The following is a 25161-nucleotide window of genomic DNA, read 5'->3' as shown; positions in this document are numbered from 1 at the left end:
GGTAATAGATGCCAGATGATAATACGTAGCGCTATTTTCTTTGCGATGGCAATCGGGTTCTGGGTGAATTTTGGCGTCATATGCTCGGGCCACGAGATTATCGCGGTTCTCAGTTCTGATCTGGGACCTTACCATGAAGCCTTCGAAGGATTCCAGGAAGGGTTTGGACAGTCGGTTCGTTCTTACAATTTGTCTGGCGACAAATTCAAGATCGATAACGATACGAAACTTGTCGTTGCCTTCGGAGGGAAGGCTGTGCTTTTTCCTTATCCGGAACATACGAATCTGATTTTCTGTCTGGCACCGGGAACAGAGGTCAGCTCTAAAGACAGGATCGGTCTTTCGATTGCGGTCAGGATGCTTCCCGCGGAAAATGCGATAGTCTTGAAATTGAAAGAAATTCAGCCTTCGATGAAAAAACTGGCGATCTTCTGGGTTTCAAATTCCCTGGAAAGCCGGGTTGAGAAAATGCGGCAGGCGGCGCTTTCGGCAGGCGTTGAAGTCATTTCAGAAAAATTAAACAAAACGGAAGAGATTCCCGATCGTCTTCGATCCATTTACTCATTAATTGATGCCATCTGGTTAATGCCTGACCCTCTTCTGATCAGTTCGCAAAGCTTTAAAGTTTTGAAGGAGTTTTCCTGGTCGAATAAAGTTCCGCTCTATACACCGTCATCGGGATTGGTGGAACAGGGTGCGACCGCGTCGATCGCGACTCCCTTCCATGAAATAGGACGGATTGCCGGAGTCGCCGCACACCAATTGTTGAACGGAGGATTGAACCTATCCGAAATTTACCCTGAAAAGATGCAAGTAACCATCAATATAAAGGCGGTCAATACACTGGGGCTCAAGATATCCGAAAATGTGCTTCAGAAATCCGAAAAGGTGTCGCCGTGAAGCTGAAAGTCAAGCTGATCTTGTTTTTGATTTCAATTATCTTGCTCACCGGCACAGTCATTATCTGGTTTTCCAATATTGCGGTTCGTAAGATCCTCATCGAGGAAGTTGCAAAACGAGGACATCTGAAATCGAGTGAACTTCAGTCCTCTTCCGTTTCCGCGTTTACGGACGGCAAGGAAATCCAGCTCTTGTTGTTATTGCAGGAAAGTATGGACCGGACTGGAGCCCTATACGCCATGGCGCTTGATCCCAATGGCCTGGTCATGGCTCACACCAATGTTGTTGAGAAAGGGAAGCGTTATACCGATGTCATGACGCTTAAATCTTTAAAATCCGACCGGCCCGGCTATCAAGAAGTCACCCACGAAGGAAAATCTGTTCTTGAAATATGGTTGCCTGTCTGGTCTGTTCAAAAGGCCAGATCGGGGGAAGAATTTCTCCTTTTCGGGGGAGATAAAATCCAGGAAAAGACCCGATTAGGAACCTTGCGTCTGGGATACCCGATTAAGAATGTGCTCGAGACCGTCGATCGAATTTCCAACCAGATGTTCTGGATTATGATCATTAGCGGCGGAGGAATGCTTCTGGTTTCCATATTATTTATCGGAAGTATATTGAAACGGATTCAAATCCTGGCGGAAGGGACTCTCCGGATCAGTAAAGGAGATTACGGATCTCTTATCCCGGTATTGTCTCGAGACGAACTGGGACAGTTGACAGAAAGCTTTAACAATATGAGTCATGATCTTGCCCAGGTTTACGGAAATCTCGAAAGACAGGTGAAAGAGCGAACCCATGAGCTGGAATCGTTCGTTTATACGATTTCTCACGACCTCAAGTCACCGGTCGTGTCGATGCAAGGCATGGCTTCCCTCTTTTTAAACAAATATGGGAATCAGATTGATGAAAAGGGGAGACATTACCTGGACAGGATCGTCGCCAATACGAACTATATGGAAGACCTGATCAATGATCTCCTCTCCCTGTCGAGAATCGGTCGAAAGCAGGAAAATCCTGAAATAGTTGACCTCCATGACACGCTGAAAGAGATCCTAGCTATCCATAAAGAGCGGTTTCGTGAAAAAGGAATCGAAGCGGTGATCGTTCCCTCGTTGCCTGATTTCAAATATGAGCGGGGCCATCTGACTCACCTTTTTCAAAATCTGATTACGAACGCCGAAAAGTTTATGGGTGACCAACCCCATCCCAGAATTGAAATAGGAGGTCGAGAGGAAAAAGACAGTATAGAATTTTATGTCAAAGATAATGGAATCGGAATTGATCCGAATTATTTTGACAAAATATTCGGCGTTTTCCATCGATTAAAAGAGGTAACTGTCGAAGGAACCGGAGTGGGTCTCTCTATTGTCAAGAAAATTGTCGATATGGGCGGCGGGAAAATTTGGCTGGAATCACAAAAAGGGGCGGGCACGACCTTTTTCGTGAAATTTCCTAGAAATTGAGGACAAAGAAGATTGACACTGGTTTGATTCATGGTATGTTTAAATTCAGGGGAAATATTTTTTAGGGACCTCGAACGGAGCTTTTTACAATGCAGATTGTGGTGTTGCTGGTCGAAGACGATCCCGATCACGCCGAAATGACGAAATCGTCGCTGGAAGAGGGTGATGACGGTATCCTTGTTCATTGGGTCAAGGATGGTCAGGAGGTCATCGATTACCTTCATAAAAAGGGAGTGTACGAAAAGGCAATACGCCCCGATATGATTTTGCTCGATATCAACCTGCCTAAATTGAGTGGAATCGATGTTTTAAAAAAGATTAAGGAGGATGTCGATCTGAAAGTCATTCCGGTGATTATGCTGACGACTTCAGATCGGGGCGAGGAGATCTTGAAATGCTATGCCATGGGTGTCAATAGTTTTATCACCAAGCCGGTTCAATTCAAGGATTTTTCTGAAAAAATAAAGTCACTCAAGCTCTACTGGCTGACGACCAACAGTGGCCCGAAGCACGATAACGCATAGTAGAAGGACTTATGCCCAAGAAGCCGTTTAAATTGCTCCTGATTGAAGATAATCCCGACCAACAGGAGATGATGATCGAAGCGTTTCAGGCCCACGAAGCGGGTTTTGAAATTCTGGCCGCGGATAATGGACTCACTGCGCTGGAGTGGCTTGGAAAAGACCATTTCGATGCCATAATTCTCGATTATAGTCTTCCCCGCATGAATGGTTTGGAGGTGCTCGGAAAGATTCGGGATGAAGGCCATGCCATACCGGTCATTATGGTCACGGGTCAGGGCGATGAAAAGATCGCGGTAGAATCCATGAAAAAAGGGGCCAGCGAATATATTATTAAAAATAAGAATTACCTTGAGACCATCTCGATCGTTGTACAAAAGACAATTGAAAACAATCAAATCAAGCGACGTCTGGCAGAATCCTCCACGAGGACCCGAAAACTTCAGGAGATATCCCTGTCTGTTGCCAAAGAAAGAAGGGTCGATACACTGACTCAGATTTTGGTGGACGGTGCCCGGGAGCTCATTCATACGGAGTGCGCAGTCCTGATCCTGCTCGATCCGGAGAAGACAGAAATAGTCCATACCACCCTGTCCGGATTTCAAATGAACCCGGAAAATTTGCTCACGCCCGTTCCGTTGCAAGGTTTATTGGGTATGGGCTATTCCGAACGTGAACCCGTGGTGATAGAAGAACCTCTTATCCACCCTCGCTGGAAAGCGACGCCGGAACATCAGCCTGCTATCCGCCAGATTCTCTCTGTCCCTCTCTTTAAGCAGGAAAAAGTGATGGGAGTGCTCAATGTCATGAATAAGATAGAAGGAACGCCCTTTTCAGAAGAAGAGAAAGTGGCCCTTTCAACGCTGGCAGTCCACACCGCAGTCGCCATTGACAATGCCTGGTTTCTGGAGGGGGTCGAAAAGCAGGCCGTGACAGATAGTCTGACGGGGCTTTATAACCACCGGGAATTTCAAAACCGGCTCCTGGAGGAAGTGGAACGAGGCAACCGGTACGGCAATCTCTTTTCTGTTCTCATACTGGATATCGACCATTTTAAGACGTTAAATGATACCCATGGTCACGTGACGGGAGATCAGGTCCTAAAGGAGATTGTCCGGCTTATCAGAAAAGGGATCCGAAATGCGGATATTCCTTCCCGATACGGCGGCGAAGAGTTTACCGTAATTCTTCCTCAAACTTCGAAAGAGGACGCCAAGGTTGTCGCGGAAAGAATCCGGCAATCCATTGAAGGAAATCACTTTGTGGCTGTTCCAGGACACTTTGTCCATGTCACGGTGAGCATAGGGATCTCTTCCTTTCCGGAAGATACGAAAACCCGGGAAGAGTTGATTATCATGGCCGATCAGGCGCTCTATTTTGCGAAAAATGAAGGCCGAAACCGGGTTTGCTGTTACAGCGAGACGCTCAAATCGGCGATCGAGAAAGACAAGAGAAAACTGGACGATCTTCTCACAGATCCCAAGATTACGACGATTCGGGATCTGGCGATGGCCATTGATGCAAAGTGCCCGTATACCCGGGGTCATACAGATGGTGTTGTGGAATATGCCACGCTCTTGGGAGATGCGTTAGAACTCAACGACGATCAGAAAAAGAGTCTTCAGCTGGCCAGTTTCCTCCATAATATTGGAACAGTCAGTATCCCGGACAGGGTATTGAACAAACCGGGTCCTCTTTCTCCGGAAGAGGTCAAGATTATTCAGGCCCATCCCAGCCTGGCTCAAATGCTTCTTAAGAAGTCGTCCCAAATGGAACTGGTTCTTCCCGCGATCCTTTATCATCATGAACGATTCGACGGGCATGGGTACCCCAATGGCTTGAAAGGGGAAGAAATCCCTTTTCTGGCCCGAATCCTGGGAATTGCGGAAGCTTATCATGCGATGATATCCGTCCGTCCCTACCGTCCAAAACTGACCCGAGATCAGGCCATCGAAGAGCTGAAACGCAATTCGGGGACTCAATTTGATCCAAAAATCGTCGAAGTCTTCGTTTCCCAACTTGTTCAGTCACTCTAGAAACTCCATCCTCCGATAGTGTAAATCCTGTTTATTGATTCACGCCAGGCGACTCCTTTATTTTTTTCAAATGGAGCAGCGAATTTATTCTTGACATCATATTTCTAAAGTGTATACTCCATTTTATGGGGAAAAGTGGGGAAAAGTGGGATGTTTCTTGGCCAGTTTGAATATAACATCGACGAAAAAGGGAGGGTGAGCATACCTGGCAAATTCAGGGAAAAGCTGACCTCAAAAAAGAAAGAAACGACCTTGGTGGTCGCCAGAGATCTGGACCATTGTCTTTCGGTTTACCCTCAGGAGGCCTGGCGTCAGGTTGCGGAAAAAATTCAGAATCTTCCGAGAGTTGAGGAAGATATCCAGCGATTTGCCCGATTCTTTTTTGCAACGGCAGAAGAGTGTTTGATTGACAAACAGGGGAGAATACTCCTTTCAAATGACCTTCGCCGGCATGCCCGCCTGGGGCGGGAAATTATCTTCCTCGGTCATTACCACAAATTTGAAATTTGGGATCTTGAAAGCTGGAAAGCGCAGGAATCCATTAACGCGCACCCTGACACGCAGAATCGAATGAAGCAGTTGCTCATTAAGCTGGGGTTCTGAATTGATTCAGCATTTTCCGGTGATGTGTGACGAAGTGATTTCCTATCTGAGGGTCGGGCCCGGGAAATCCTATCTTGATTGTACCGTAGGTGGAGGCGGACATAGCGAAGCCATTTTGGAAAAATCTTCGCCCGATGGGAGACTTTTCGGCCTGGATAGAGATCAGACCGCATTAACCCAGGCGGACGAAAGGCTTCGGGAAAAATATCAAGGAAGATATTTTTTTTATCACTCCGATTTCAGGCATGTGAGCCAGGTGATTCATTCAGAAAGAAAAGGGACCTTTCACGGGATATTGGCCGATTTGGGTGTTTCAACCCTTCAATTGGAAAATCCCGACCGGGGATTTAGCTTTCAGAAATCCGGACCGCTTGATATGAGAATGGATCCATCCCAACCTCTTCAGGCAAGGGATCTGGTGGAATCCCTTAGTCAAGAGGAACTCTCCGGACTCATTGAACGGTATGGAGAAGAAAGGTATGCGGGACGCATTGCCAGGTCGATTGTCCGGGAACGCGAGAAAAGCCCGATCATGACCACAGGACAACTTTCCGAACTGATAAAAAAATCGGTCCCCTCACAATATCGATATGGACGAATTCACCCCGCAACTCGAACATTTCAGGCACTTCGAATCGCCGTCAATCGGGAACTGGACCTGTTGTCAGAATTTATTCGGGAGATATTTCAATATCTTGCGATTGGCGGAAGGCTGGCGATTATATCGTTCCATTCGCTTGAAGACCGGATCGTGAAACGAACGTTTCTGGATCTTGTGCAAAAACGGAAAAAGGATCCCCTGTTCCAGTGGACTAAAAAGCCGGTATCTCCGGGCGAATCGGAAGTAAAAGTTAACCCTGCATCCCGCAGCGCGAAAATGAGAGTCATCGAGAGGAGAGCATGAGAAATAAGAAATCGTCCGACTGGACCTATCTCAAATGCGGCATTCTGATATTTTCAGGTATCGTGGTTTATCTCGCCTATCACATTCACGTCGTCAAGATGGGATATGAGATGAGTCAAATGCAGAAAGAGAAAAAGATCCTCGAACGCACTCATACCGAATTACAAATCGAAATATCCAGCCTTTCTTCACTTGATCGAATCGAACATATTGCGGTGACCCAGCTTGGAATGGTGCCGGGATCGTCGACGGGAAAAATCAGAGTGACAGAACTCAATCCCAATAACAAAACGCCATCGGTTGAGGTGGCTGAAAGGGAGACCTCAAGAAACATCTTTAAATAATGCGAAGACATCTGAATGAAGGTCATGCTGTTCGAGGAAAATTTTTTCGCACGAAAGTCATCATTCTCCTTTTCTTTCTCGGATTGGGACTTCTCACCTCCCGATTAATCTTTCTGCAGATTTTTATTACGCAGAATCTTTCCAAAAAGGCGCAGAAACAGCATCAAAAAACGGTCGTTATCGAGGGAGAGCGGGGTAAAATCCTTGATCGACAGGGAAGAATTTTGGCCGCCAACCTGGAAGTTCCTTCTCTCTATGCCATTCCATCCATGATGACGAATCCCGCAATGGTCGCAGAAGAGATGGCTCTCATTGTCAATGAACCCAAGTCATCCCTGATTGTAAAACTCACGGAAGAAAGAGCCTTTACCTGGATAAAACGCAAGGTGACCCCGGACGTTTCAACGGCCATTGAAAATCTCGGTCTCGAATCAGTGGGTGTGATGATGGAACCGGCGCGATTTTATCCCAAGAGGCATCTCATGGGACACATACTCGGGTTTGTCGGGTTAGAAAATCAAGGGTTGGAGGGGATCGAAAAACAGTATGATTCGATTCTTCAGGGTAAAACAGTTTCCCTGACTCTGGAAAGAGATGCCCGCGGTGAAGAAATATTTCCCCGAGGCCTGGATTACCATTTTCCGAAGAAGGGAGTGGACCTTTTTCTGACAATCGATGAGGTGATTCAGTATATCAGCGAAAAAGAGCTGGATGCCATGATGAATGAATCCGGCGCAGACAGCGGTACGGTGATTGTCATCCAACCGAAAACGGGCGAGATCCTGGCCTGGGTAGTCAGGCCCGATTTTAATCCGAATTCCGTTCGATCTTATTCACCGTCCGAATGGCGAAACAGGGGAATTACCGATTCGTATGAACCGGGATCGACCTTTAAGATTGTAACCGCTTCAGCTGCCCTGGAAGAAAAAGTGGTGACTCCCGACGAGATGATATTCTGCGAGAACGGACTTTACGATATTGATGGCAAGCCGATTCATGATCATACCCGGGAAGGGATGCTTTCTTTTTCTCAGGTGATCCAGAAATCAAGCAATATCGGTACAGCTAAAATTGCGCTGAGGCTAGGTGAAAGCAAGTTGATGCAGTATGTGCAGGCGTTTGGATTCGGATCCAAGACAGGGATTGATTTGAAGGGAGAGGTTTCTGGAATTGTCAATCATTCCTCTCACCTTCCTCGGCGAACAGTGGCCTCTGTTTCGATTGGACAGGGAATTTCGGTGACCCCCCTTCAGATGGCAACGGCATTCAGCGTTATTGCGAATGGAGGGGTTTTGCTCAAACCGCATCTGGTTAAAAAAGTGGACGGATTTAAAGAGGTTCCGGATCAGGTTGAAATCCCTAAACGGGTCATCTCTGAACAGACGGCGGCGGAAATGAACCGAATACTTCAAACCGTGGTTCAGGCCGGAGGAACGGGAGAAAAAGCCGCGACGCCGGGATTTGTCGTTGCGGGTAAGACCGGGACCGCCCAAATGGTGAATTCGGCAACTCACGCGTATTCGACGGATCGATTTATTGCCTCCTTTGGCGGGTTTGTTCCGGCCCATGATCCCCAACTCGTGATTCTTGTCGTGATTCAGAATCCCAAGGGTGTTACCTGGGGAGGGAGTGTCGCGGCGCCTGTTTTCAGAAACATTGCAATACAGACACTCAATTACCTGGATGTGCCTCCTTACGACACCAAGAGGATTTTGGTGGTTCAGAAATAGCACTTTGCGCTGTTTCACTCTTTCAGGAAATGATAATATTTTGACATGGAGGTGAATCAACTTATATCGAAAATGAAAATCCTGAAGCTGGAAGGAAACGGAGCGCTTTCCGTCGAGGGACTTGCCTATTCCTCGCGTGACGTTCAAGAGGGGTTTCTGTTTGCTGCGATGTCTGGTGTCAGAACGGACGGACATCTTTTTGTTCAGGAAGCAATTGACAGAGGGGCCTCCGCGATACTTTGTGAAAAGCTCCCTGAACTCGACGAAGAAAAGAAGAGCCGTGTGGTTTCCATTTTAGTTGAAAATTCCCGGCGCGCGTTTGCCCAAATTGCCAGCCGGTTTTACGGGGATCCCTCTTTTTCAATGGGCATTATAGGTGTGACTGGCACAAACGGCAAGACGACCACATCGTTTCTCATTAAGAAGCTCCTGGAATCAAAAGGGAAGACGGGCTTGACGGGAACCGTTGGAAATTGGACGGGAGCCGGGAGAAGAGAGGCAACCCATACGACGCCAGAGTCATCGGATCTCCAGCGGCTCTTTTTCGAAATGAAAGGGGCAGGAGTCCAAAATGTTGTGATGGAGGTTTCTTCTCATGCGCTGGCGCTTGAACGTGTTGTTGGAACGTCATTTGATACCGTTATATTTACCAATTTGACCCGGGACCATCTCGATTTTCACCGGTCTATGGAAGATTATTTTCACGCCAAATCGAGATTGTTTACGGAACAGGTTCCTATGGGGTCCAAAAAAATGAAACCGCGGGCGATTATTAACTTGGATGACGCTTATGGGGAGCGCCTGACAGGAATTTCTGCGCGGGAGGTCTGGACCTATGGGATGAGTCCAAAGGCGGATTTGCAGGGGAGAGCTGTCAAACTGACCGATACCGGGACGTCGTTCCAAATGATTTATCCGGAAGGAATGCTTCAGATCCATTCTCCTCTCCTGGGGACTTTCAATGTCTATAATATGCTCGCCGCGGCTGGAGCCGCTCTACATCAGGGTATAACGGCAGATGTAATTGAAGAAACCTTTGGCCAGAAAATTGAAGTGCCCGGAAGGCTTGAAAAAATCCAGGGAGAGTATCCCTTTACGGTACTGGTCGATTATGCCCATACCGAGGACGCGCTGGTGAATGTGTTAAGAACAATCCACGAATTTAAAAAGAAAAGGATCATTATTGTCTTTGGATGCGGAGGTGACCGGGATAAGGGTAAACGCCCGAAAATGGGATCTACCGCGGGACGATTTGCCGATGTGGTGATATTGACTTCGGATAATCCGAGGAGTGAAAATCCCGAGACCATTTTAAGGGAAATTGAAGAAGGGGTCATCGCGTCAGGAGCGAAAAAATATCGGGTTCTCGTCAACCGCCGGGACGCGATCAAATCTGCAATTGAAGAAGCCAAACAGGGAGACCTTGTTTTAATTGCGGGAAAAGGACATGAGACCTATCAAATTATCGGTTCAAACCGGTTCGAATTTAATGACTTGACTGTTGCGAAGGAAATGTTGAGCGCCCGGTTTGGGTACTAGGAATGGAATGGACGGTTGATCAGGTGGTTGAAGTGACGGGAGGGAGACTGGTACAAGGCTTGTCCGCAGCGCGAATCAGTAAATTTACAACCGATAGCCGGACTGCGGGAGAAGGGTCTTTTTTTGTTCCCCTAAAGGGGCCCCGGTTTGAAGGGCACGATTTTATTAAAGATGCCAGGTTGTGCGGTGCAATAGGATATTTTAAGGCCTCCGGCAGGAAAGTCCCTGTCGACGGTATCTGTATCGAAGTGGCAGATCCGCTGGTTGCCCTGCAGAAATTAGCCGGAGAAACCCGTCGCCGGTTTAAGGGTCCGGTCGTTGTGATTACCGGGAGCAACGGCAAAACGACTACGAAGGAGATGATTGGAACAATTCTAAAAGACAAGTCTCCTCTGCTCAAGACAGAGGGTAACTTGAACAACCATATCGGACTGCCCTTGACACTATTGAATTTAAGGAATGAGCATCGCCTGATATTGCTTGAAATCGGAATTAATCATCCCGGGGAGCTCCGAGGCCTTTGCGAGATTGCAAGGCCGACCATTGGATTGATTACCAGTATTGGTGAAACGCACCTCGAGGGACTTGAAAATATCGAAGGCGTGGCGGAAGCCAAGGGAGAATTGCTGGACTTTCTCGATCACGGGACCGCCGTACTGAATCGGGATTCTCCCTTTTTTCAAAAGCTCAAATCGAGACAAAAAGGAAAGTGGATTGGATTCGGTCTCTCAGACGATGCGGACGTCCGGGGAACAGATCTCAGCATTCAGGCGAGTGGCATGTCTTTTTCCCTGGTGTTCCAGGAAAAAAAATATCCTGTTCATCTTTCGGTTCCCGGAACTCACAATGTCTTGAATGCGTTAGGGGCGGCTGCCGTCGCATTCCTGCTTGGTGCGACTCCCGAAGAAATCGTTCAGGGATTATTCCGGTTTCGTTCGGTACCACTGAGGTCCGAGATCATCGAGTTGCCCGAAGGGGGAAGGGTCATTGTGGATGCCTACAATGCCAATCCGACTTCGATGACTGCGTCACTTCAGATGCTGGCGGACATGGGAAAAAGGGAGAAAAGAATGACGATCGCCGTACTCGGAGACATGCTGGAATTGGGATCGGGATCCCAAAACGCTCACTATCGTTTGGGCGAGACTGCGGGAAAACTTAAAATAGACAGAGTCTTCTTGTACGGTGTAGAATCTGAATCCGTCAGCCGGGGTGCCCTTGAACAAGGAATTCCAAAAGAATTTGTGCGGATCTTTTCTTCCCACGAGGCCATTTCGGAAGAACTCTCCCTGTACCTGTCCCAGTGTCCCCTCATTCTCGTCAAAGGATCCCGCGGGATGAAAATGGAGAAGGTTCTCGAAAGATTAAAAAAGGAATAACATGCTTTACGCGCTCCTCTATTCTCTTCATTCTCACTATCCTTTTCTGAATGTTTTCCGTTATATTACTTTCCGGGCAATCTATGCGACGTTAACGGCTTTAATCGTCAGTTTCATGATGGGGCCTTATTTGATCAGAGCCTTACAAAGCTGGAGGGTAGGACAGCAGATTCGGGAATCCGGTCCCCAGTCTCATCAGATCAAATCCGGCACTCCGACCATGGGAGGAATCCTGATTCTGATCGCAATCGTTTTTTCTACGCTCATGTGGGCTGAATTAAAGAACAGGTACATCTGGATCGTTCTTTTTGCGACCCTGGGTTTCGGCCTGATCGGGTTTTGGGATGATTATCTGAAGGTGATTCGAAAGAAATCGGAAGGGCTTCTGGCCCGATACAAATTCACACTGCAACTTGGGGTAGGTATTTTAATTGCCCTGGCCCTTTTTTATTCGCCGGCGTACTCTTCAAAACTATATTTTCCTTTTTTTAAGCATTTTTCGCCCAATCTAGGTTGGTTTTACCTTCCCTTCATTGTCTTTATTATCGTCGGAGCTTCAAATGCCGTTAATTTGACGGATGGATTGGACGGACTGGCAATTGGACCGATTATCGTGACTTCCATTGCCTATCTGATTGTGGCCTATGTGTCGGGCCATCATAAATTTGCAGAATATCTTTTGATTCCCTATATCGAGGGATCCGGAGAGCTCTCTGTCTTTTGCGGAGCAATCGTCGGCGCCAGCCTTGGTTTTCTTTGGTACAACGCCTACCCCGCGACGGTCTTTATGGGAGATGTCGGTTCACTTCCAATCGGGGGAGCCCTCGGGACTGTAGCCATTATTTCCAAACATGAGCTTCTTCTGCTTCTGGTTGGGGGAATTTTTGTGATCGAAGCGCTTTCTGTCATCACGCAAGTCATTTCTTACAAAACCCGGGGAAAGCGGGTGTTCCTCATGTCTCCCATACATCATCATTTTGAATTGAAAGGATGGCATGAGTCCAAAGTGGTCGTTCGTTTCTGGATTATCGCAATCATTCTCGCACTACTCAGTCTTAGCACATTAAAATTGAGGTGATTCCTTTGAAAAACAAGAAAGTGGTGGTGATGGGATTAAAGCGGAGCGGAACCTCTGCAGTCCGCCTCCTCTTACAAAAGGGAGCCAAGGTGATTGGAACAGATTCCGATCCATTTCTAAAGATGGACGCAGCTTCCTTTCGAAGCGATCAGGTGACTTTGGCTCTGGGTGAGCATCGTGATCCTGATTTTCTAACGGCCGATCTGATCGTCGTGAGTCCCGGTATCCCTACCACCCATCCGATTTTGAAACGGTCCAGGCATGCGGGTGTGTCGGTGATGGGAGAACTTGAACTGGCAGCTGCATTTCTTGATAACGAAAAGATCCTTGCGATAACCGGAACCAACGGGAAAAGTACCACGACCGAGCTTCTGGGAGCAATCATGAGGGAAAGCGGAAAAAAAACCTTTGTGGGAGGAAATCTAGGGACCCCCGTAAGCGAAGCGGTTTTAAATGCACCTTCCGGAGGATGGGATATCTTTGTACTGGAAGTATCCAGTTTCCAGCTGGAGACCCTGGTGACTTTTCGTCCTAAAATAGCAGCTCTCCTGAATATTACTCCGGATCATGGCGAGCGGTATGCCAGTCTGCAAGACTATATCGCGGCAAAATTCGAACTGTTCCGAAATCAGACTTCGGACGACTACGCCCTGCTTAACTGGGATGATCCTTTGATTCGACAATCTCCTTTTCGAATAAGATCGAAAACCATCTGGTTTAGTCAAAGGGAGTCCCTGCAAGAAGGGATCTGCCTGGACGGGCGTTATCTCCGTTTTAAGTATGGGTTGAGCGAGTTTAAATTGGGACCTGTCGAACTTTTTCTACTCAAGGGGAAACATAATATTGAAAATATCATGGTGGCGTCCGCAATCGCGCTTCTTAACGGAATTCCTCCCGCGACCATCCAATCCGTATTGGGTCGGTTCGGTGGCCTTGAGCACCGAATGGAAAGGGTCCGCATTATTCGAGGGGTTACCTATATCAATGATTCCAAGGCAACCAATGTCGGGGCCGTTATCCGGTCGCTCGAAAGTACCGACCCGCCTATTGTTCTCATCGCCGGAGGAAAAGAGAAGGGGGATGGGTTTGCTTCTCTCGGAGCTCTGGTCAGAGAAAAAGTAAAACTGCTCCTGCTCATTGGAGAAGCAAAAGAACGGATGAAACGGGATCTTGAAGGGTTGACCCGGATCGAGGAGGCGCCCACACTCGAAGCGGCGGTCCAAAAGGCTTCGGTCATGAGCGGAGACGGAGATACCGTGCTTCTTTCACCGGCCTGCGCCAGTTACGATATGTTTAAAGACTACTCGGAGCGGGGAGCCCGGTTTAAAAAAGCGGTGGAGGCCATTCCGTAAGCATGAAAAAAACAGTGACGTCCAATTGGGACCGTTCGTTTGATTTCTATCTCTGGGGGACTTCTCTTTTGCTGGTGGGAATCGGCCTGATGATGATTTACAGCGCCAGCGCTGTCATTTCGGAAGCCAAGTTTGGAGATTCTGCCTATTTCGTAAAAAGACAGATCGTCTATCTGGTGCCAGGGCTCCTTCTGGCCTGGTTTTTTTCCAGGATAGAGATAAAGTTTCTAGAAAGATCTGTTTGGCCTCTATTGATTCTTTCAGCATTAAGTCTGCTGGCCGTTTTAATACCTTCGGTGGGGAGCCAGATAAACGGTGCCAGGCGATGGTTAAAATTCGGGGTGATTTCCATTCAACCTTCAGAGTTTGCCAAGCTGTCGCTCATTATCTTTATGGCTTACTATCTTTCAAAGAAAAAAGAGACCATGAAAGAGTTTGGTAAGGGTGTGCTTCCCGCCTTGTTCATCCTGGCGGTTTTTCTGAAGCTGATCATTTCGGAACCTGACCTGGGTTCGGCTGTGATCATCGGAGGAGTATTTGCGCTTCTGTTTTACCAGGGAGGGGTTCGGATCAAGCATCTGGCCTTCCTGGCTCTCCTTTCTCTTCCTTTCCTGTATCACTACCTCTCGGTTGGGTTTAGACGGCACAGGATCATGGCTTTTCTCGATCCCTGGAAAGAGCAGGGCGGAGACGGTTTTCAGGTCGTACAATCCTATCTTGCTTTTGCGGGGGGAGGTCCATTTGGTACCGGACTGGGGGGAAGCAAACAGAAACTTTTCTATCTTCCGGAGCCCTATACCGATTTCATCTATTCGGTCATTGGGGAAGAACTGGGTCTTGTCGGAACGCTTGGCGTTCTATTCCTTTTCGCGATATTGATCTTCAGAGGAATCAAGATTGCCTTGAAAACGGAGAGTCTTTTTGATTTTTACCTGGCTGCCGGAATTACTTATCTCTTTTTTATTCAAGTTTTCGTCAATATTTGTGTGGTCACGGGATTGTTTCCGACCAAGGGGCTTCCTCTACCGTTCATAAGTTATGGGGGTTCTTCTTTATGGCTTAATCTGATTTCTGTTGGAATCCTGTTGAACATATCTCATCGTAACCGGTTCGGTCCGAAGAGCGTGGGGAGACGGTCTATGACGTCCGGTCATTCGGGTTGAGACTATTAATTGCCGGCGGAGGGACGGGTGGGCACCTTTATCCCGGAATCGCGCTGGCGAAAGCATTTCAAAACCAGTTTTCAAAGTGCGAAATCTTATTTGTGGGCACGGAAAAAGGAATTGAATCCAGAATTCTCCCCCGGGAAGGCTTTGCGTTGAAGACAATTCATGTTGAAGGCTGGATTGGCAAAAAGTTTTGGACATTGTTCAGGGCTCTTTTCCGATTTCCATTCAGTCTGGTGGAAAGTTTCAGGCTTTTGAAAGAGTTTGCGCCCGGTCTTGTCATTGGTGTGGGAGGGTATGCGTCAGGCCCGATTCTGCTGGTCGCATCTTTTTTGGGATTTAAAACAGTTATCCTTGAACAGAACGTCATTCCGGGATTGACGAATAAAGTCCTTGGAAGATGGGTGAACCAGGTTTTTGCCTCCTTTGAAGGATCCCGTTCTTTTTTTCCTCAAAAGAATTTTTGTTACTCGGGCAATCCGGTCCGGAGAGAGATATTGGCCATTGTCGAAAAGAAAAGAGAAGATCAGGCGACGATTCTCGTTTTCGGGGGAAGCCAGGGAGCCCATTCTATCAACCGGGCGGTGGTCGAATCTCTGGATTATCTTGATCAAAGTGAAAAACTCTTGATTCGCTGGATCCACCAGACCGGCGCTCAGGATCTGGACTGGGTGAGAAAAGCCTATCATGAAAAAAGTTTTTCGGCTGAAGTCGAACCCTTCATTTACAATATGGCAAAAGCCTATGCAGCTTCGGATCTCGTCATTTGCAGGGCAGGGGCTACCACTCTGGCTGAGCTGGCCGCATCCGGCAAGCCCGCAATTTTGATTCCCTTTCCTTTGGCTGCCCATCATCATCAGGAAATCAATGCCTCTTATTTAAAGAAAATGGGCGCTGCAGAACTCATCGAACCGGCTGGCCTAAGCGGAAAATTCCTGGCTGAAAAGATCAGAGAGATACTCATTTCCGGAGAAAAAATGAAGGAGATGTCTGATGCGATGCTTGCGCTGGGGAAAAACGATGCCTCCGAAAAGATCATAGAACGATGTCTTCAATTAGGACTGATTCATGTTTAAAAAGATCCAGCAGGTCCATTTTATCGGAATCGGCGGTTCAGGAATGAGCGGCATTGCAGAAGTCCTGCTTAATCTGGGTTATCGGGTAACGGGGTCAGATCTCCTGGAATCCGAAACGACCCGGCGCCTTGAATCGGGTGGCGGAACGATCTATGTAGGACATCATCCTTCCCAGGTCAAAGGAGCGCATGTCGTAGTGGTTTCTTCTGCAGTCGATCGCGGGAACCCGGAAATCGAGGAGGCTCGACGACTCAAGATTCCGGTCATTCCGAGAGCAGAAATGCTGGCCGAACTCATGCGTTTGAAATATGGTGTCGCTGTGGCCGGCTCGCATGGTAAAACCACGACCACGTCGATGATTGCCATGGTCCTGGCAATGGGCGGACTTGACCCGACAGCCGTGATAGGAGGAAAACTTAATTTGTTCGGAGGCCATTCAAAATTAGGTCAGGGTAATATCCTGGTTGCAGAAGCCGATGAAAGCGACGGTTCTTTCCTCAAACTTTCACCTACGATAGCCGTGGTCACGAACATCGATCGGGAACACCTTGATTTTTATCAAGATCTGGAGAGCATCAAAAAGGCCTTTCTGGAATTTGCGAACAAAGTCCCCTTTTATGGCTGTTCTGTGATTTGTCTGGATGATCCCATTAACCAAACGCTGTTCCCGTTTCTCCAGAAAAGAGTCGTCACCTGCGGACTCCACGCTCAGTCCGATATACAGGCTTCGAATATCGAATCGATCGAATGGCGTTCTTCATTTGATGTGACCGCATTCGGTGAAAGTCTCGGGACTTTTAAAATAAAAGTGCCTGGAATACATAATATTAAAAATGCTTTAGCTTCGATTGCCGTGGGATTGGAGCTCGATGTCGAAATTCCAATGATTCAAAAAGGCCTGTCAGAGTTTGGAGGCGCGGATCGCCGGTTTCATCTCATTGGCGAAAGAAAAAAGGTCATGGTGGTGGACGACTACGGACATCATCCGACTGAGATTATGGCGACCCTCGCGGCCGCCAAAAGAGGGTGGAAGCGGCGTCTGGTGGTCATCTTTCAACCACACCGCTATACCCGAAGCCGGGACTTGATGGAAGAATTTGTCTCTTCTTTTGATCTGGCTGATCTTCTATTAGTCACCGACATTTATGGCGCCGGGGAACCTCCCATTCCGGGCATTTCGGGGGAGACCTTCTTTAATAAAATCAAGAAATCCGGTCATCGACAGGTGATGTATTTCCCAAGGAAAATCGAATGGGGAAAGGTGGTCGTCCCCCTCTTGGAAGAGAATGATCTTTTGCTGACGCTCGGAGCGGGTGATATCTGGAAAGCGGGAGAGGAGATATTCCAATGTCTGAACTCCTGAAGAAACTGGAAGGAATTTTGAAAGATTTCAAAGGTAAGGTGACGTATCAGGAACCTTTGAAGAAATATACCTCTCTTAAAACGGGAGGATTGGCAGACGTGGTGGTATTTCCGGCTGATCGGAACGATCTCATATTGCTCTTTAAGAAAATTGGAACCGAAAAGATCCCCTTCTTCATATTGGGCGCCGGGTCCAACCTGATCGTTCGCGACGGGGGTATCAGGGGAATTGTGATCAAACTCAGTCATCTCAATGGTATTGAACGACAGGAACAGGACCTCGTATTTGCCGAATCCGGGGTCCTCCTGCCACGCCTCATTAAATACGCCTTGGATGAATCATTGTCTGGATTCGAATTTCTCAGCTCGATTCCCGGAAGTGTCGGAGGCGCACTAAAAATGAATGCCGGTGTTCCGGGATGCGAGATATCTGGCCTGGTCGAATTTATTCAGATCTTGAATTTGAAGGGAAAAATGATAACCATGCGACGAAAGGAAGCTCATTTCGGCTACCGGTCGTCCCGCTTTCCGAACGGTATCATTCTTGGAGGCGGCTTTCGATTGGAGCCTGCGTCGAAACATGAAATTCAGGAAAGACTGGCACAGTTTTTAAAAAGAAGAAGAGAGACTCAGCCGCTATCTTATCCAAATGTCGGCTCGATATTCAAAAATCCCCCGGGAGGATTTGCGGGCCAACTGATCGAAGAGGTGGGTTTAAAGGGAATTCAGATCGGAGGCGCTCAAATATCCGAAAAACATGCCAATTTCATTATCAATAAAGGCTCAGCGACTTCGAAAGATATTCTCCAATTGATCAGACTTGCGGGAAAAACGGTGGAAGAGAGAAAAGGAATCGCTTTAGAACTCGAAGCACGAATTGTGGGAACCGATGCCGCTCACACCTAAGAAAATCGGAGTCCTGATGGGAGGCGATTCCGCCGAAGCTGAAGTGTCAATGAAGACGGGTACGGCTATTTTAAAGGCGCTCTTGAGGAACGGGTATGACGCGGTTCAGATTCCAATGAGCCGATCCATTTGCGCTCTTTTAGAAAAGGAATCGATAGAAATTGTATTTAACGGGCTTCATGGCAAAGGGGGCGAAGACGGCACCATTCAGGGCTTACTTGAAACATTGGGAATTCCCTATACGGGATCTGGAGTCTTGTCCAGCGCTTTGGGAATGGATAAGGTCGCATCGCGAAAAATATTTATGTTCCATCGCCTTCCGGTGCCAGAGTTCTTTCTACTATCGTGCCGAGATCAGAAAACATTCGCGCCTTCGGTTCTTTCTTTTGGCGAACCTTGGGTGGTCAAGCCGTGTCGCGAAGGATCGAGCGTCGGAGTTTCGATTGTAGAAAACCAGGAGGGACTACAGGAGGCATTCACCGAAGCCTTTCTCTATGATTCCGAAATCCTCATAGAACCTTATATTCGAGGGAGGGAACTTCAAGTGGGAATACTTGAAGATTCACCACTTGGAATCATAGAGATCCGAACTCAGCGAAAGTTTTATGATTACACGGCGAAGTACGTCCCTGGCATGTCAGAGCATATTTATCCCGCTCCTTTGCCCGAGGACATTGCGATTAGACTGATGCAGCTGGGCCTGGCCGCTCATCGGGCGATCGGATGCGAAGGATATAGCCGTGTCGATTTCCTTCTTGATCGCAATCAGCAGCCGTTCTTACTGGAAGTGAATACCCTTCCCGGAATGACAGAAACCAGTCTTCTTCCGGAAATCGCTCGCGGTGCCGGGATTTCCTTTGACCGACTGGTAGAAAGGATATTGTCCTCTGCTCTTCAGAAAAAGTAAGAAAAAAGTCAATTCTGCGTTTAGAATGAATAAAAGGCAACAGAACCGCAAAAAAAAGCGACACCTGTTAGGGATCACCGTAAAAGCGATATTTATTCTATTCCTGGTCCTGTTGGGGATTGCGGGCGGAGAATCGCTTATGGACTGGTTAGATACTTCGTCCTATTTCAGAATCCACGAAATTGACTTTCAGGGATTGAACCGACTTACAGAAAATCAGCTCAATCCGTACCTCGGAAATATTCGGGAGCAATCTTTGTTGAAAATCGATCTGGATGAATATCGCCGTCGCCTTGAATCCGAACCCTGGATCAAATCTGTTCAATTGAAAAGGCATTTTCCCGACAGAGTCGAGATCCGAATCGACGAAAAAACGCCCATTTCATTCATCCGGGATGGAGGTGAAGTCTATTTGCTGGACCAGGAAGGGAAAACGATCACCCGGGATACAACGGGTGGAAAAGGACTCCCCGAAATCAAAGGTGTTCTTCTCTCCAGGTTTTTTCGAGGAGACGAAAAGGAGGTCAGAAAAGTCCAAAGGGGAGTCGAATTTATTAAATCTACAATGAAACCAAATTTTCTTATTGAAAGAGAAGATTTGACCCGGATTGTCCTTCAATCAGAAGATGATCTGGAGGCAACCATCGGCGGGACTTCCTTTCTTTTTCGCTGCCCCTATTCGGCTCAACAGTGGCTCAGGTTTCTAGCCATTCGAAATGATCTCCTCGCCAGGGATATCGTCATCGAAAATGTCGATTTACGTTACACGGGCAAAGTGATTGTCAGGCCGGTGAAGGAGAAAGCGTGAGTCGGATGCTATGATTCCAGATAAACTTTATTTTATTCTATTTTCAGGAGAGACGGAAACTATCATGTCGAGGGACGCCCATGAGCAAGAGTGAAAAGATAGTAGTCGGTTTGGATATTGGAACGACCAAAACCTGCGCGATCGTCGCGGATGTTGTCGATTCTCAAAAGGTCAACATTATTGGTATCGGCACCCATCCGTCAAGCGGAATACGAAAAGGAGTGATTGTCAATATTGAAAGTACGGTCGAGGCGATCCGAAAGGCGATTGACGAAGCGGAGTTGATGGCAGGTGTCCAGATTAATTCGGTCTATGCCGGAATTGCAGGAAGCCACATCAAGGGGTTTAACAGTCGTGGTGTGATCGCTGTCAAGGAACATGAAGTCGGTGCGGCAGATATCAGGCGGGTGATCAGCGCGGCAAAAGCGGTGGCGATACCTCAAGATCGTGAAATACTTCATATCTTGCCTCAGACCTTTACGGTGGACGACCAGGACGGGATCAAGGATCCCATGGGAATGTCGGGGGTTCGACTGGAGGCTGAAGTCCATATTATTACCGGTGCGGTTACTTCTTCTCAGAATATCACCAAGAGTATTCAGAGGGCAGGTTTGGATGTCTCTGAGCTGATTCTTCAACCGATGGCCTCGAGCGAATCCGTACTGTTTGACGAAGAAAAGGAATTGGGGGTCATTCTTGTCGATATCGGCGGCGGGACAACCGACATCGCTGTCTTCCGAAACGGAAGCATCTGGCACACGGCCGTCATTCCTATCGGCGGGAACCATATCACCAATGATATTGCCGTGGGTTTGAGAACACCGATTGCGGAAGCGGAGAAAATAAAAATTAGATATGGATGTGCATTAAATAGGGAAAGTGGCGCTGAGATACCGATTGAAGTTCCAAGTGTCGGTGGGAGGACGCCCCGAATCCTGTCAGGTCAGTTCATGTCAGACATCGTTGAGTCCCGCGTTACAGAAATTTTTAATCTGGTTTCTCAGGAGATTAAGAAGTGCGGACAGAAGGAAATGGCGGCATCCGGATTGGTGATTACAGGCGGGACAGCCATGATGGAAGGCCTGTCAGAAATTGCGGAGAAGGTGCTGGATTTGCCCGTTCGGATCGGGTTTCCGATCGATATCGGGGGAGTCGCAGATGTGGTGCGAAGTCCGATGTATGCTACGGGAGTCGGTCTGATACTTCATTCCGTCAGGACCCGGGAAAAGCCGGAGCAACCTGTAGGGCAAAACGGGCACCTGACGGGAAAATTAAGGGAATGGATCAAAGAACTTTTTTAATGACAAAATCAACGGCACGCCTAAGAACAGGGGGACAAATTATGTTTTTATTTGAAGAAAATCAGGAGTCCAAATCTGCAAAAATAAAAGTAATCGGTGTGGGCGGAGGAGGATGTAATGCGGTGAATACCATGATACTGAGTCATCTGGAAGGCGTTGAATTTATCGCCGTCAATACCGATATCCAGGCCATGGGCCTTTCGATGGCACCGCAAAAACTTCAAATCGGAAGCAAGTTGACCAAAGGTCTGGGAGCGGGCGCCAATCCTCATATTGGAAGGGAGGCCGCACTGGAGGACTCTGACAAGATCAGAGAGCTTCTTATGGGCGCGGATATGGTATTTGTGACAGCCGGAATGGGTGGAGGCACGGGTACAGGAGCGGCTCCGGTCATAGCTCATATCGCAAGGGAGCTGGGCGCGCTGACGGTCGCGGTCGTGACGCGTCCTTTTTCATTTGAGGGATCCAAGAGAGCCCACCGGGCGGACGAAGGAATTCTAGAACTTAAATTAAATGCGGATACGCTTATCGCCATTCCCAATCAGAAAATACTTGGATTGGTAGAAAAAACAACGCCCCTCACTTCGGCTTTTAAAATTGCCGACGATGTTCTGCATCAGGCAGTGCATGGAATCGCCGATCTCATCACGACACCGGGTTTGATCAATGTAGATTTTGCGGACGTTCGAACCATCATGTCCTATAACGGCAGGGCCGTCATGGGGATGGGAAGGGCGTCCGGTCCCAATCGTGCCGCAGAAGCGGCTCAAAAGGCGGTAAATAGCCCCCTGCTGGATGATGGATCTGTGGAAGGTGCACAGGGGATCTTGATCAATATTACCGGCGGACCAGACCTGTCCCTTCACGAAGTGGAAGAAGCCTCATCCATCATTCAGAAGGGAGCCGATCCCGATGCGAACATCATCTTTGGTTCCGTGATCAATGAAGAGTTCTCAGACGAACTGGTCGTTACGGTTATTGCGACCGGATTTGAGCGAAAACTGGCTGTTCCTGAACCGAGAATCCAGGAGACAAGAACGGTTTCAGGGGTTGAAAGTCCTGTCCGCGAACCGGAGAAACCTCTTGATGCCCCGGCCTTTATCCGAGCCCGCTCGCCGCAGCTTCCTAAGGTCGAAGTGCGTGTCGAGGAAGATGAGTGGGATCTTCCCGCTTTTCTTCGGAACAAAAAGTTTTAGTTAAAAATGTCTCCAGGCCCTCTCCCGGGGAACAAATCGTTTTGTGATCTCGATACGGCGAAGGAACAGATCGACTGTTTTTTTGTCTCAGATCCGGCTCTGCTCGCAGGGGTCATGTCGCTAACGTGCAGAGTCAGACAGGTCCATGGGAAGGATCTCCTTCGGGTCCGGCCGGAGCTGATTCGCTCCCTGGCAGGATCGGAATATGTTCAGTATCCCTACGACGGACTGATGACGGATGAACCGGGTTTGGTCATGACCGTCTATTCGGCCGATTGCCTTCCAATCCTTTTGTATGATCCGGTGAAAAGGGTTGTTGCTGCAATTCATGCGGGATGGAAGGGCACTTTGTTTAATATATGCGGCGCTGCTATTGAGGAAATGGAGAAACATTTTCAATGCAAACCGTCCGAGATCAGGGTGACATCGGGTCCCGCCATTCAGGCCTGCTGTTTTGATATTAAGGAGGATGTGGCGCTTCTTTTTCGTCGCGCCGATCCGAGTTGGGAAGATCTGATTATCTCCTCGGAAGACAAAATGCGGCTTAATCTTCATGAGATCAATCGAAGGCAATTGTTAAAGAATGGTGTTTTGGACAGCCATGTCGCCTGGAGCGAAGCTTGTACTTTCTGTCATGCCGATCTACTTCCTTCATTTCGCAGGGAAAAGGGAGGAAACAGACGGATCATCAGTGGAATTGGATTGAGAAATGACGGTCAAAGCAAATCTTGATTTGCTCTCTCGCAAAATATCCGAGTCGGCGCGTCGAAGCGGAAGATCTGTTTCCGATATCCATTTGGTTGCCGTCACTAAAACGGTCAGCCCGGAAAAGGTTATCGAGTCTCTTCAAAAGGGAATTCAGATTTTGGGAGAAAACCGGGTCCAGGAAGCGTTACCCAGGATGGATTTGATCCGTTCAAAAGGCTACACGCCCGAGTGGCATTTTATTGGTAAACTGCAACGGAACAAAGTCAGGCAGGTAGTCGGCCGTTTTTCTCTGATACATTCTGTCGATTCATTGAACCTCGCTGAAGAGATCTCCCGACAGGCTGAAATAAAGGGGACCCACCAAGATATTCTGATCGAAATGAATCTTTCGGGGGAAACGACCAAGGCTGGATTCACTTCGGGGGAGCTCTTATCGCAACTCGATAGAATAAATCGGCTGAACTATGTTAAACTAAGAGGCCTGATGACAATACCCCCTCGTTGTTCCGTTCCGGAGGATTCACGTCCCTATTTCAGAAAGCTCAGAAGTTTCGGCGAAGAAGTGGATTCCCGTCTTGGAAAGATTTGCCAGATCTTTTCTATGGGAATGTCGGATGATTTTGAGGTCGCCATTGAAGAAGGGGCGACCCATATTCGGATTGGCAGGTCGTTATTTGGAGAAAGGTTAAATTGAACGCGACTGGAGTTTCCCTCTTAGGGTGCGGAAATATGGGCATGATACTTTTAAAGTCCCTGGTTTCCCTCCCATTTGTTGCGACCGGGAGTCTGTCGGTCTATGACCCGGATCCGGAGGTTAAAAGAAAAACAGATAAAATGAAAATTCGATACTCGAATACCGCGAAAGATTCGGTCAAGGGAAAGAGCTGGGTTATTCTTGCCGTGAAACCACAAATCCTTCCCGCACTTCTAACGGAGATCCGTGATGCGCTTTTGCCCGGGTCCGTGATTATTTCGATTGCGGCCGGGGTGACCATTGTAAAGATGCAATCTCTCCTGAATGCTGGTCAAAAAATCGTTCGAGCCATGCCGAATACACCCGCCCTGATCAAGAAAGGCATGACGGCGCTCTCTTATTCGAAAGAAATTTCTGCGCAGGAAAAAGCGCTTATCCGGAGGATTTTTAATCGAATCGGAAAAACCTGTGTGGTGAATGAAGATCAAATGAATGCGGTAACGGCCCTTTCCGGAAGCGGACCTGCGTATCTGTTTGCATTTGTGGAAGCACTCGTGGCCGGCGGTGTCGAATTGGGATTGTCGGAGAAATCGGCGATGCAGATGGCCACTCAAACCATTTTTGGATCTGTCAAGTTGTTAATAAAGACGGGACTGTCTCCGCGCGAACAGATTCAAAAAGTCGCTTCGCCCGGTGGAACGACAGTGGCGGCGCTTGCCATGTTGGAAAAAAGAGAATTTAAAGATACCGTGATTTCAGCGATGAAAGCAGCCAGTCATCGGTCTTTCGAACTGGGCAAGGGATGAACAAGCCGGTCTGATCGACACTTTTTAGGAAGGGAAACTCGTTCATGTTTGTGATGGGTAATTTTATCTCTGCGATTGCGACCTTGCTGGACTACCTTCTCACGATTTATACCTATATCATTATTGCACGCGCTCTGGTTTCATGGGTTAACCCGGATCCCTATAATCCCATCGTTCAATTTTTAAATAAGGTGACAGAACCTGCTCTGGCACCGATTAGAAATGCGCTCGGGAGCTATCGTCATGGCATTGACCTCTCCCCGCTGATTGTGATTCTCATCATTTATTTTTTGCAAAGTTTTTTGATCAAGACCTTGTATCAGTTTTCGAGGCAGTTCTCATCCTGAAATTGGGGAATGGGATGACCAGCCGGAAACGG

General features: G+C 47.9%; 24 protein-coding genes. All 24 read left to right on the top strand.

Features of this window, described 5'->3' with window-relative positions; all coding sequences use genetic code 11:
- The first annotated feature begins 15 nt into the window (after nucleotides 1-15).
- The 24 genes from HY200_02780 to HY200_02665 all read left to right on the top strand — a co-directional run bounded on the left by HY200_02780 (nucleotide 16) and on the right by HY200_02665 (nucleotide 25129).
- The gene (locus tag HY200_02780; GenBank protein ID MBI3593862.1) at nucleotides 16-900 is read left to right on the top strand and encodes a hypothetical protein; all 885 of its coding nucleotides are present in this window, start codon (nucleotides 16-18) and stop codon (nucleotides 898-900) included.
- Nucleotides 897-2366, top strand: a complete 1470-nt coding sequence (locus HY200_02775; protein MBI3593861.1) for a HAMP domain-containing protein — start codon at nucleotides 897-899, stop codon at nucleotides 2364-2366. Before HY200_02780 ends, HY200_02775 begins: the two co-directional genes overlap by 4 nt.
- Nucleotides 2367-2455: 89 nt before the next feature.
- Nucleotides 2456-2890 (top strand): response regulator, encoded by a 435-nt coding sequence (locus HY200_02770; GenBank protein ID MBI3593860.1) that lies wholly within the window; start codon nucleotides 2456-2458, stop codon nucleotides 2888-2890.
- A gap of 11 nt (nucleotides 2891-2901) precedes the next feature.
- A complete protein-coding gene (locus HY200_02765; protein ID MBI3593859.1) occupies nucleotides 2902-4923 on the top strand; it encodes a diguanylate cyclase in 2022 nt (673 codons plus the stop codon).
- A gap of 150 nt (nucleotides 4924-5073) precedes the next feature.
- A complete protein-coding gene (gene mraZ, locus HY200_02760; protein MBI3593858.1) occupies nucleotides 5074-5526 on the top strand; it encodes a division/cell wall cluster transcriptional repressor MraZ in 453 nt (150 codons plus the stop codon).
- Between the two features lie 22 nt (nucleotides 5527-5548).
- A complete protein-coding gene (gene rsmH, locus HY200_02755; GenBank protein ID MBI3593857.1) occupies nucleotides 5549-6430 on the top strand; it encodes a 16S rRNA (cytosine(1402)-N(4))-methyltransferase RsmH in 882 nt (293 codons plus the stop codon).
- On the top strand, nucleotides 6427-6774 hold the full coding sequence (locus HY200_02750) for a cell division protein FtsL (protein ID MBI3593856.1): 348 nt from the start codon (nucleotides 6427-6429) through the stop codon (nucleotides 6772-6774). The genes rsmH and HY200_02750 overlap by 4 nt, the downstream gene beginning before the upstream one ends.
- Nucleotides 6774-8504: a penicillin-binding protein 2 gene (locus HY200_02745; protein ID MBI3593855.1), complete on the top strand. Its 1731-nt coding sequence runs from the start codon at nucleotides 6774-6776 to the stop codon at nucleotides 8502-8504. Before HY200_02750 ends, HY200_02745 begins: the two co-directional genes overlap by 1 nt.
- A 72-nt stretch (nucleotides 8505-8576) precedes the next feature.
- Complete coding sequence (locus HY200_02740) at nucleotides 8577-10043, top strand: UDP-N-acetylmuramoyl-L-alanyl-D-glutamate--2,6-diaminopimelate ligase (protein ID MBI3593854.1); 1467 nt, start codon at nucleotides 8577-8579, stop codon at nucleotides 10041-10043.
- A 2-nt stretch (nucleotides 10044-10045) separates the two neighbouring features.
- Entirely contained in the window at nucleotides 10046-11422 is a 1377-nt protein-coding gene (locus HY200_02735) for a UDP-N-acetylmuramoyl-tripeptide--D-alanyl-D-alanine ligase (GenBank protein ID MBI3593853.1), read from the top strand.
- Between the two features lies 1 nt (nucleotide 11423).
- Nucleotides 11424-12500, top strand: coding sequence for a phospho-N-acetylmuramoyl-pentapeptide-transferase (locus tag HY200_02730; protein ID MBI3593852.1), 1077 nt, complete (start codon nucleotides 11424-11426; stop codon nucleotides 12498-12500).
- Nucleotides 12500-13852 (top strand): UDP-N-acetylmuramoyl-L-alanine--D-glutamate ligase, encoded by a 1353-nt coding sequence (gene murD, locus HY200_02725; protein MBI3593851.1) that lies wholly within the window; start codon nucleotides 12500-12502, stop codon nucleotides 13850-13852. Before HY200_02730 ends, murD begins: the two co-directional genes overlap by 1 nt.
- A 2-nt stretch (nucleotides 13853-13854) precedes the next feature.
- The gene (gene ftsW / locus HY200_02720) at nucleotides 13855-15015 is read left to right on the top strand and encodes a putative lipid II flippase FtsW (protein ID MBI3593850.1); all 1161 of its coding nucleotides are present in this window, start codon (nucleotides 13855-13857) and stop codon (nucleotides 15013-15015) included.
- Nucleotides 15012-16094 carry an undecaprenyldiphospho-muramoylpentapeptide beta-N-acetylglucosaminyltransferase gene (murG, locus tag HY200_02715; protein MBI3593849.1) on the top strand — a complete coding sequence of 361 codons (1083 nt, stop codon included), beginning with the start codon at nucleotides 15012-15014 and terminating at the stop codon, nucleotides 16092-16094. The genes ftsW and murG overlap by 4 nt, the downstream gene beginning before the upstream one ends.
- Nucleotides 16087-17457 carry a UDP-N-acetylmuramate--L-alanine ligase gene (locus HY200_02710; protein ID MBI3593848.1) on the top strand — a complete coding sequence of 457 codons (1371 nt, stop codon included), beginning with the start codon at nucleotides 16087-16089 and terminating at the stop codon, nucleotides 17455-17457. The genes murG and HY200_02710 overlap by 8 nt, the downstream gene beginning before the upstream one ends.
- Nucleotides 17442-18362: a UDP-N-acetylmuramate dehydrogenase gene (gene murB / locus HY200_02705; GenBank protein MBI3593847.1), complete on the top strand. Its 921-nt coding sequence runs from the start codon at nucleotides 17442-17444 to the stop codon at nucleotides 18360-18362. Before HY200_02710 ends, murB begins: the two co-directional genes overlap by 16 nt.
- The gene (locus HY200_02700) at nucleotides 18346-19269 is read left to right on the top strand and encodes a D-alanine--D-alanine ligase (GenBank protein ID MBI3593846.1); all 924 of its coding nucleotides are present in this window, start codon (nucleotides 18346-18348) and stop codon (nucleotides 19267-19269) included. The genes murB and HY200_02700 overlap by 17 nt, the downstream gene beginning before the upstream one ends.
- 25 nt (nucleotides 19270-19294) lie before the next feature.
- Nucleotides 19295-20077 (top strand): FtsQ-type POTRA domain-containing protein, encoded by a 783-nt coding sequence (locus HY200_02695; GenBank protein MBI3593845.1) that lies wholly within the window; start codon nucleotides 19295-19297, stop codon nucleotides 20075-20077.
- Between the two features lie 80 nt (nucleotides 20078-20157).
- Nucleotides 20158-21378 (top strand): cell division protein FtsA, encoded by a 1221-nt coding sequence (gene ftsA, locus HY200_02690; protein ID MBI3593844.1) that lies wholly within the window; start codon nucleotides 20158-20160, stop codon nucleotides 21376-21378.
- A 41-nt stretch (nucleotides 21379-21419) separates the two neighbouring features.
- Nucleotides 21420-22574, top strand: a complete 1155-nt coding sequence (gene ftsZ / locus HY200_02685) for a cell division protein FtsZ (GenBank protein ID MBI3593843.1) — start codon at nucleotides 21420-21422, stop codon at nucleotides 22572-22574.
- A 6-nt stretch (nucleotides 22575-22580) separates the two neighbouring features.
- Nucleotides 22581-23306, top strand: coding sequence for a peptidoglycan editing factor PgeF (gene pgeF, locus HY200_02680; GenBank protein ID MBI3593842.1), 726 nt, complete (start codon nucleotides 22581-22583; stop codon nucleotides 23304-23306).
- Entirely contained in the window at nucleotides 23284-23976 is a 693-nt protein-coding gene (locus HY200_02675) for a YggS family pyridoxal phosphate-dependent enzyme (GenBank protein MBI3593841.1), read from the top strand. Before pgeF ends, HY200_02675 begins: the two co-directional genes overlap by 23 nt.
- A gap of 41 nt (nucleotides 23977-24017) precedes the next feature.
- Nucleotides 24018-24782, top strand: coding sequence for a pyrroline-5-carboxylate reductase (gene proC, locus HY200_02670; GenBank protein MBI3593840.1), 765 nt, complete (start codon nucleotides 24018-24020; stop codon nucleotides 24780-24782).
- Between the two features lie 44 nt (nucleotides 24783-24826).
- Nucleotides 24827-25129 (top strand): YggT family protein, encoded by a 303-nt coding sequence (locus tag HY200_02665; protein ID MBI3593839.1) that lies wholly within the window; start codon nucleotides 24827-24829, stop codon nucleotides 25127-25129.
- Nucleotides 25130-25161: the final 32 nt, after the last annotated feature.

It is taken from the genome of Nitrospirota bacterium (genome assembly GCA_016194305.1).
GTDB lineage: Bacteria > Nitrospirota > Nitrospiria > JACQBW01 > JACQBW01 > JACQBW01.
The sequence above is the reverse complement of the archived record's forward strand: the minus strand, read 5'-3'. Positions and strand labels throughout refer to the sequence as shown.

Bases quoted from the DNA above. Each gene is read 5' to 3' on its own strand.
- HY200_02695 (MBI3593845.1), top strand. From the start codon at position 19,295: ATGAATAAAAGGCAACAGAACCGCAAAAAAAAGCGACACCTGTTAGGG.
- HY200_02730 (MBI3593852.1), top strand. From the start codon at position 11,424: ATGCTTTACGCGCTCCTCTATTCTCTTCATTCTCACTATCCTTTTCTG.
- HY200_02770 (MBI3593860.1), top strand. From the start codon at position 2,456: ATGCAGATTGTGGTGTTGCTGGTCGAAGACGATCCCGATCACGCCGAA.
- HY200_02675 (MBI3593841.1), top strand. From the start codon at position 23,284: ATGACGGTCAAAGCAAATCTTGATTTGCTCTCTCGCAAAATATCCGAG.
- murB (MBI3593847.1), top strand. From the start codon at position 17,442: ATGTCTGAACTCCTGAAGAAACTGGAAGGAATTTTGAAAGATTTCAAA.
- rsmH (MBI3593857.1), top strand. From the start codon at position 5,549: ATGTGTGACGAAGTGATTTCCTATCTGAGGGTCGGGCCCGGGAAATCC.
- HY200_02665 (MBI3593839.1), top strand. From the start codon at position 24,827: ATGTTTGTGATGGGTAATTTTATCTCTGCGATTGCGACCTTGCTGGAC.
- HY200_02700 (MBI3593846.1), top strand. From the start codon at position 18,346: ATGCCGCTCACACCTAAGAAAATCGGAGTCCTGATGGGAGGCGATTCC.
- HY200_02745 (MBI3593855.1), top strand. From the start codon at position 6,774: ATGCGAAGACATCTGAATGAAGGTCATGCTGTTCGAGGAAAATTTTTT.
- pgeF (MBI3593842.1), top strand. From the start codon at position 22,581: ATGTCTCCAGGCCCTCTCCCGGGGAACAAATCGTTTTGTGATCTCGAT.
- HY200_02765 (MBI3593859.1), top strand. From the start codon at position 2,902: ATGCCCAAGAAGCCGTTTAAATTGCTCCTGATTGAAGATAATCCCGAC.
- proC (MBI3593840.1), top strand. From the start codon at position 24,018: ATGATACTTTTAAAGTCCCTGGTTTCCCTCCCATTTGTTGCGACCGGG.
- HY200_02750 (MBI3593856.1), top strand. From the start codon at position 6,427: ATGAGAAATAAGAAATCGTCCGACTGGACCTATCTCAAATGCGGCATT.
- HY200_02710 (MBI3593848.1), top strand. From the start codon at position 16,087: ATGTTTAAAAAGATCCAGCAGGTCCATTTTATCGGAATCGGCGGTTCA.
- mraZ (MBI3593858.1), top strand. From the start codon at position 5,074: ATGTTTCTTGGCCAGTTTGAATATAACATCGACGAAAAAGGGAGGGTG.
- HY200_02735 (MBI3593853.1), top strand. From the start codon at position 10,046: ATGGAATGGACGGTTGATCAGGTGGTTGAAGTGACGGGAGGGAGACTG.
- ftsW (MBI3593850.1), top strand. From the start codon at position 13,855: ATGAAAAAAACAGTGACGTCCAATTGGGACCGTTCGTTTGATTTCTAT.
- ftsZ (MBI3593843.1), top strand. From the start codon at position 21,420: ATGTTTTTATTTGAAGAAAATCAGGAGTCCAAATCTGCAAAAATAAAA.
- HY200_02740 (MBI3593854.1), top strand. From the start codon at position 8,577: ATGAAAATCCTGAAGCTGGAAGGAAACGGAGCGCTTTCCGTCGAGGGA.
- ftsA (MBI3593844.1), top strand. From the start codon at position 20,158: ATGAGCAAGAGTGAAAAGATAGTAGTCGGTTTGGATATTGGAACGACC.
- HY200_02780 (MBI3593862.1), top strand. From the start codon at position 16: ATGATAATACGTAGCGCTATTTTCTTTGCGATGGCAATCGGGTTCTGG.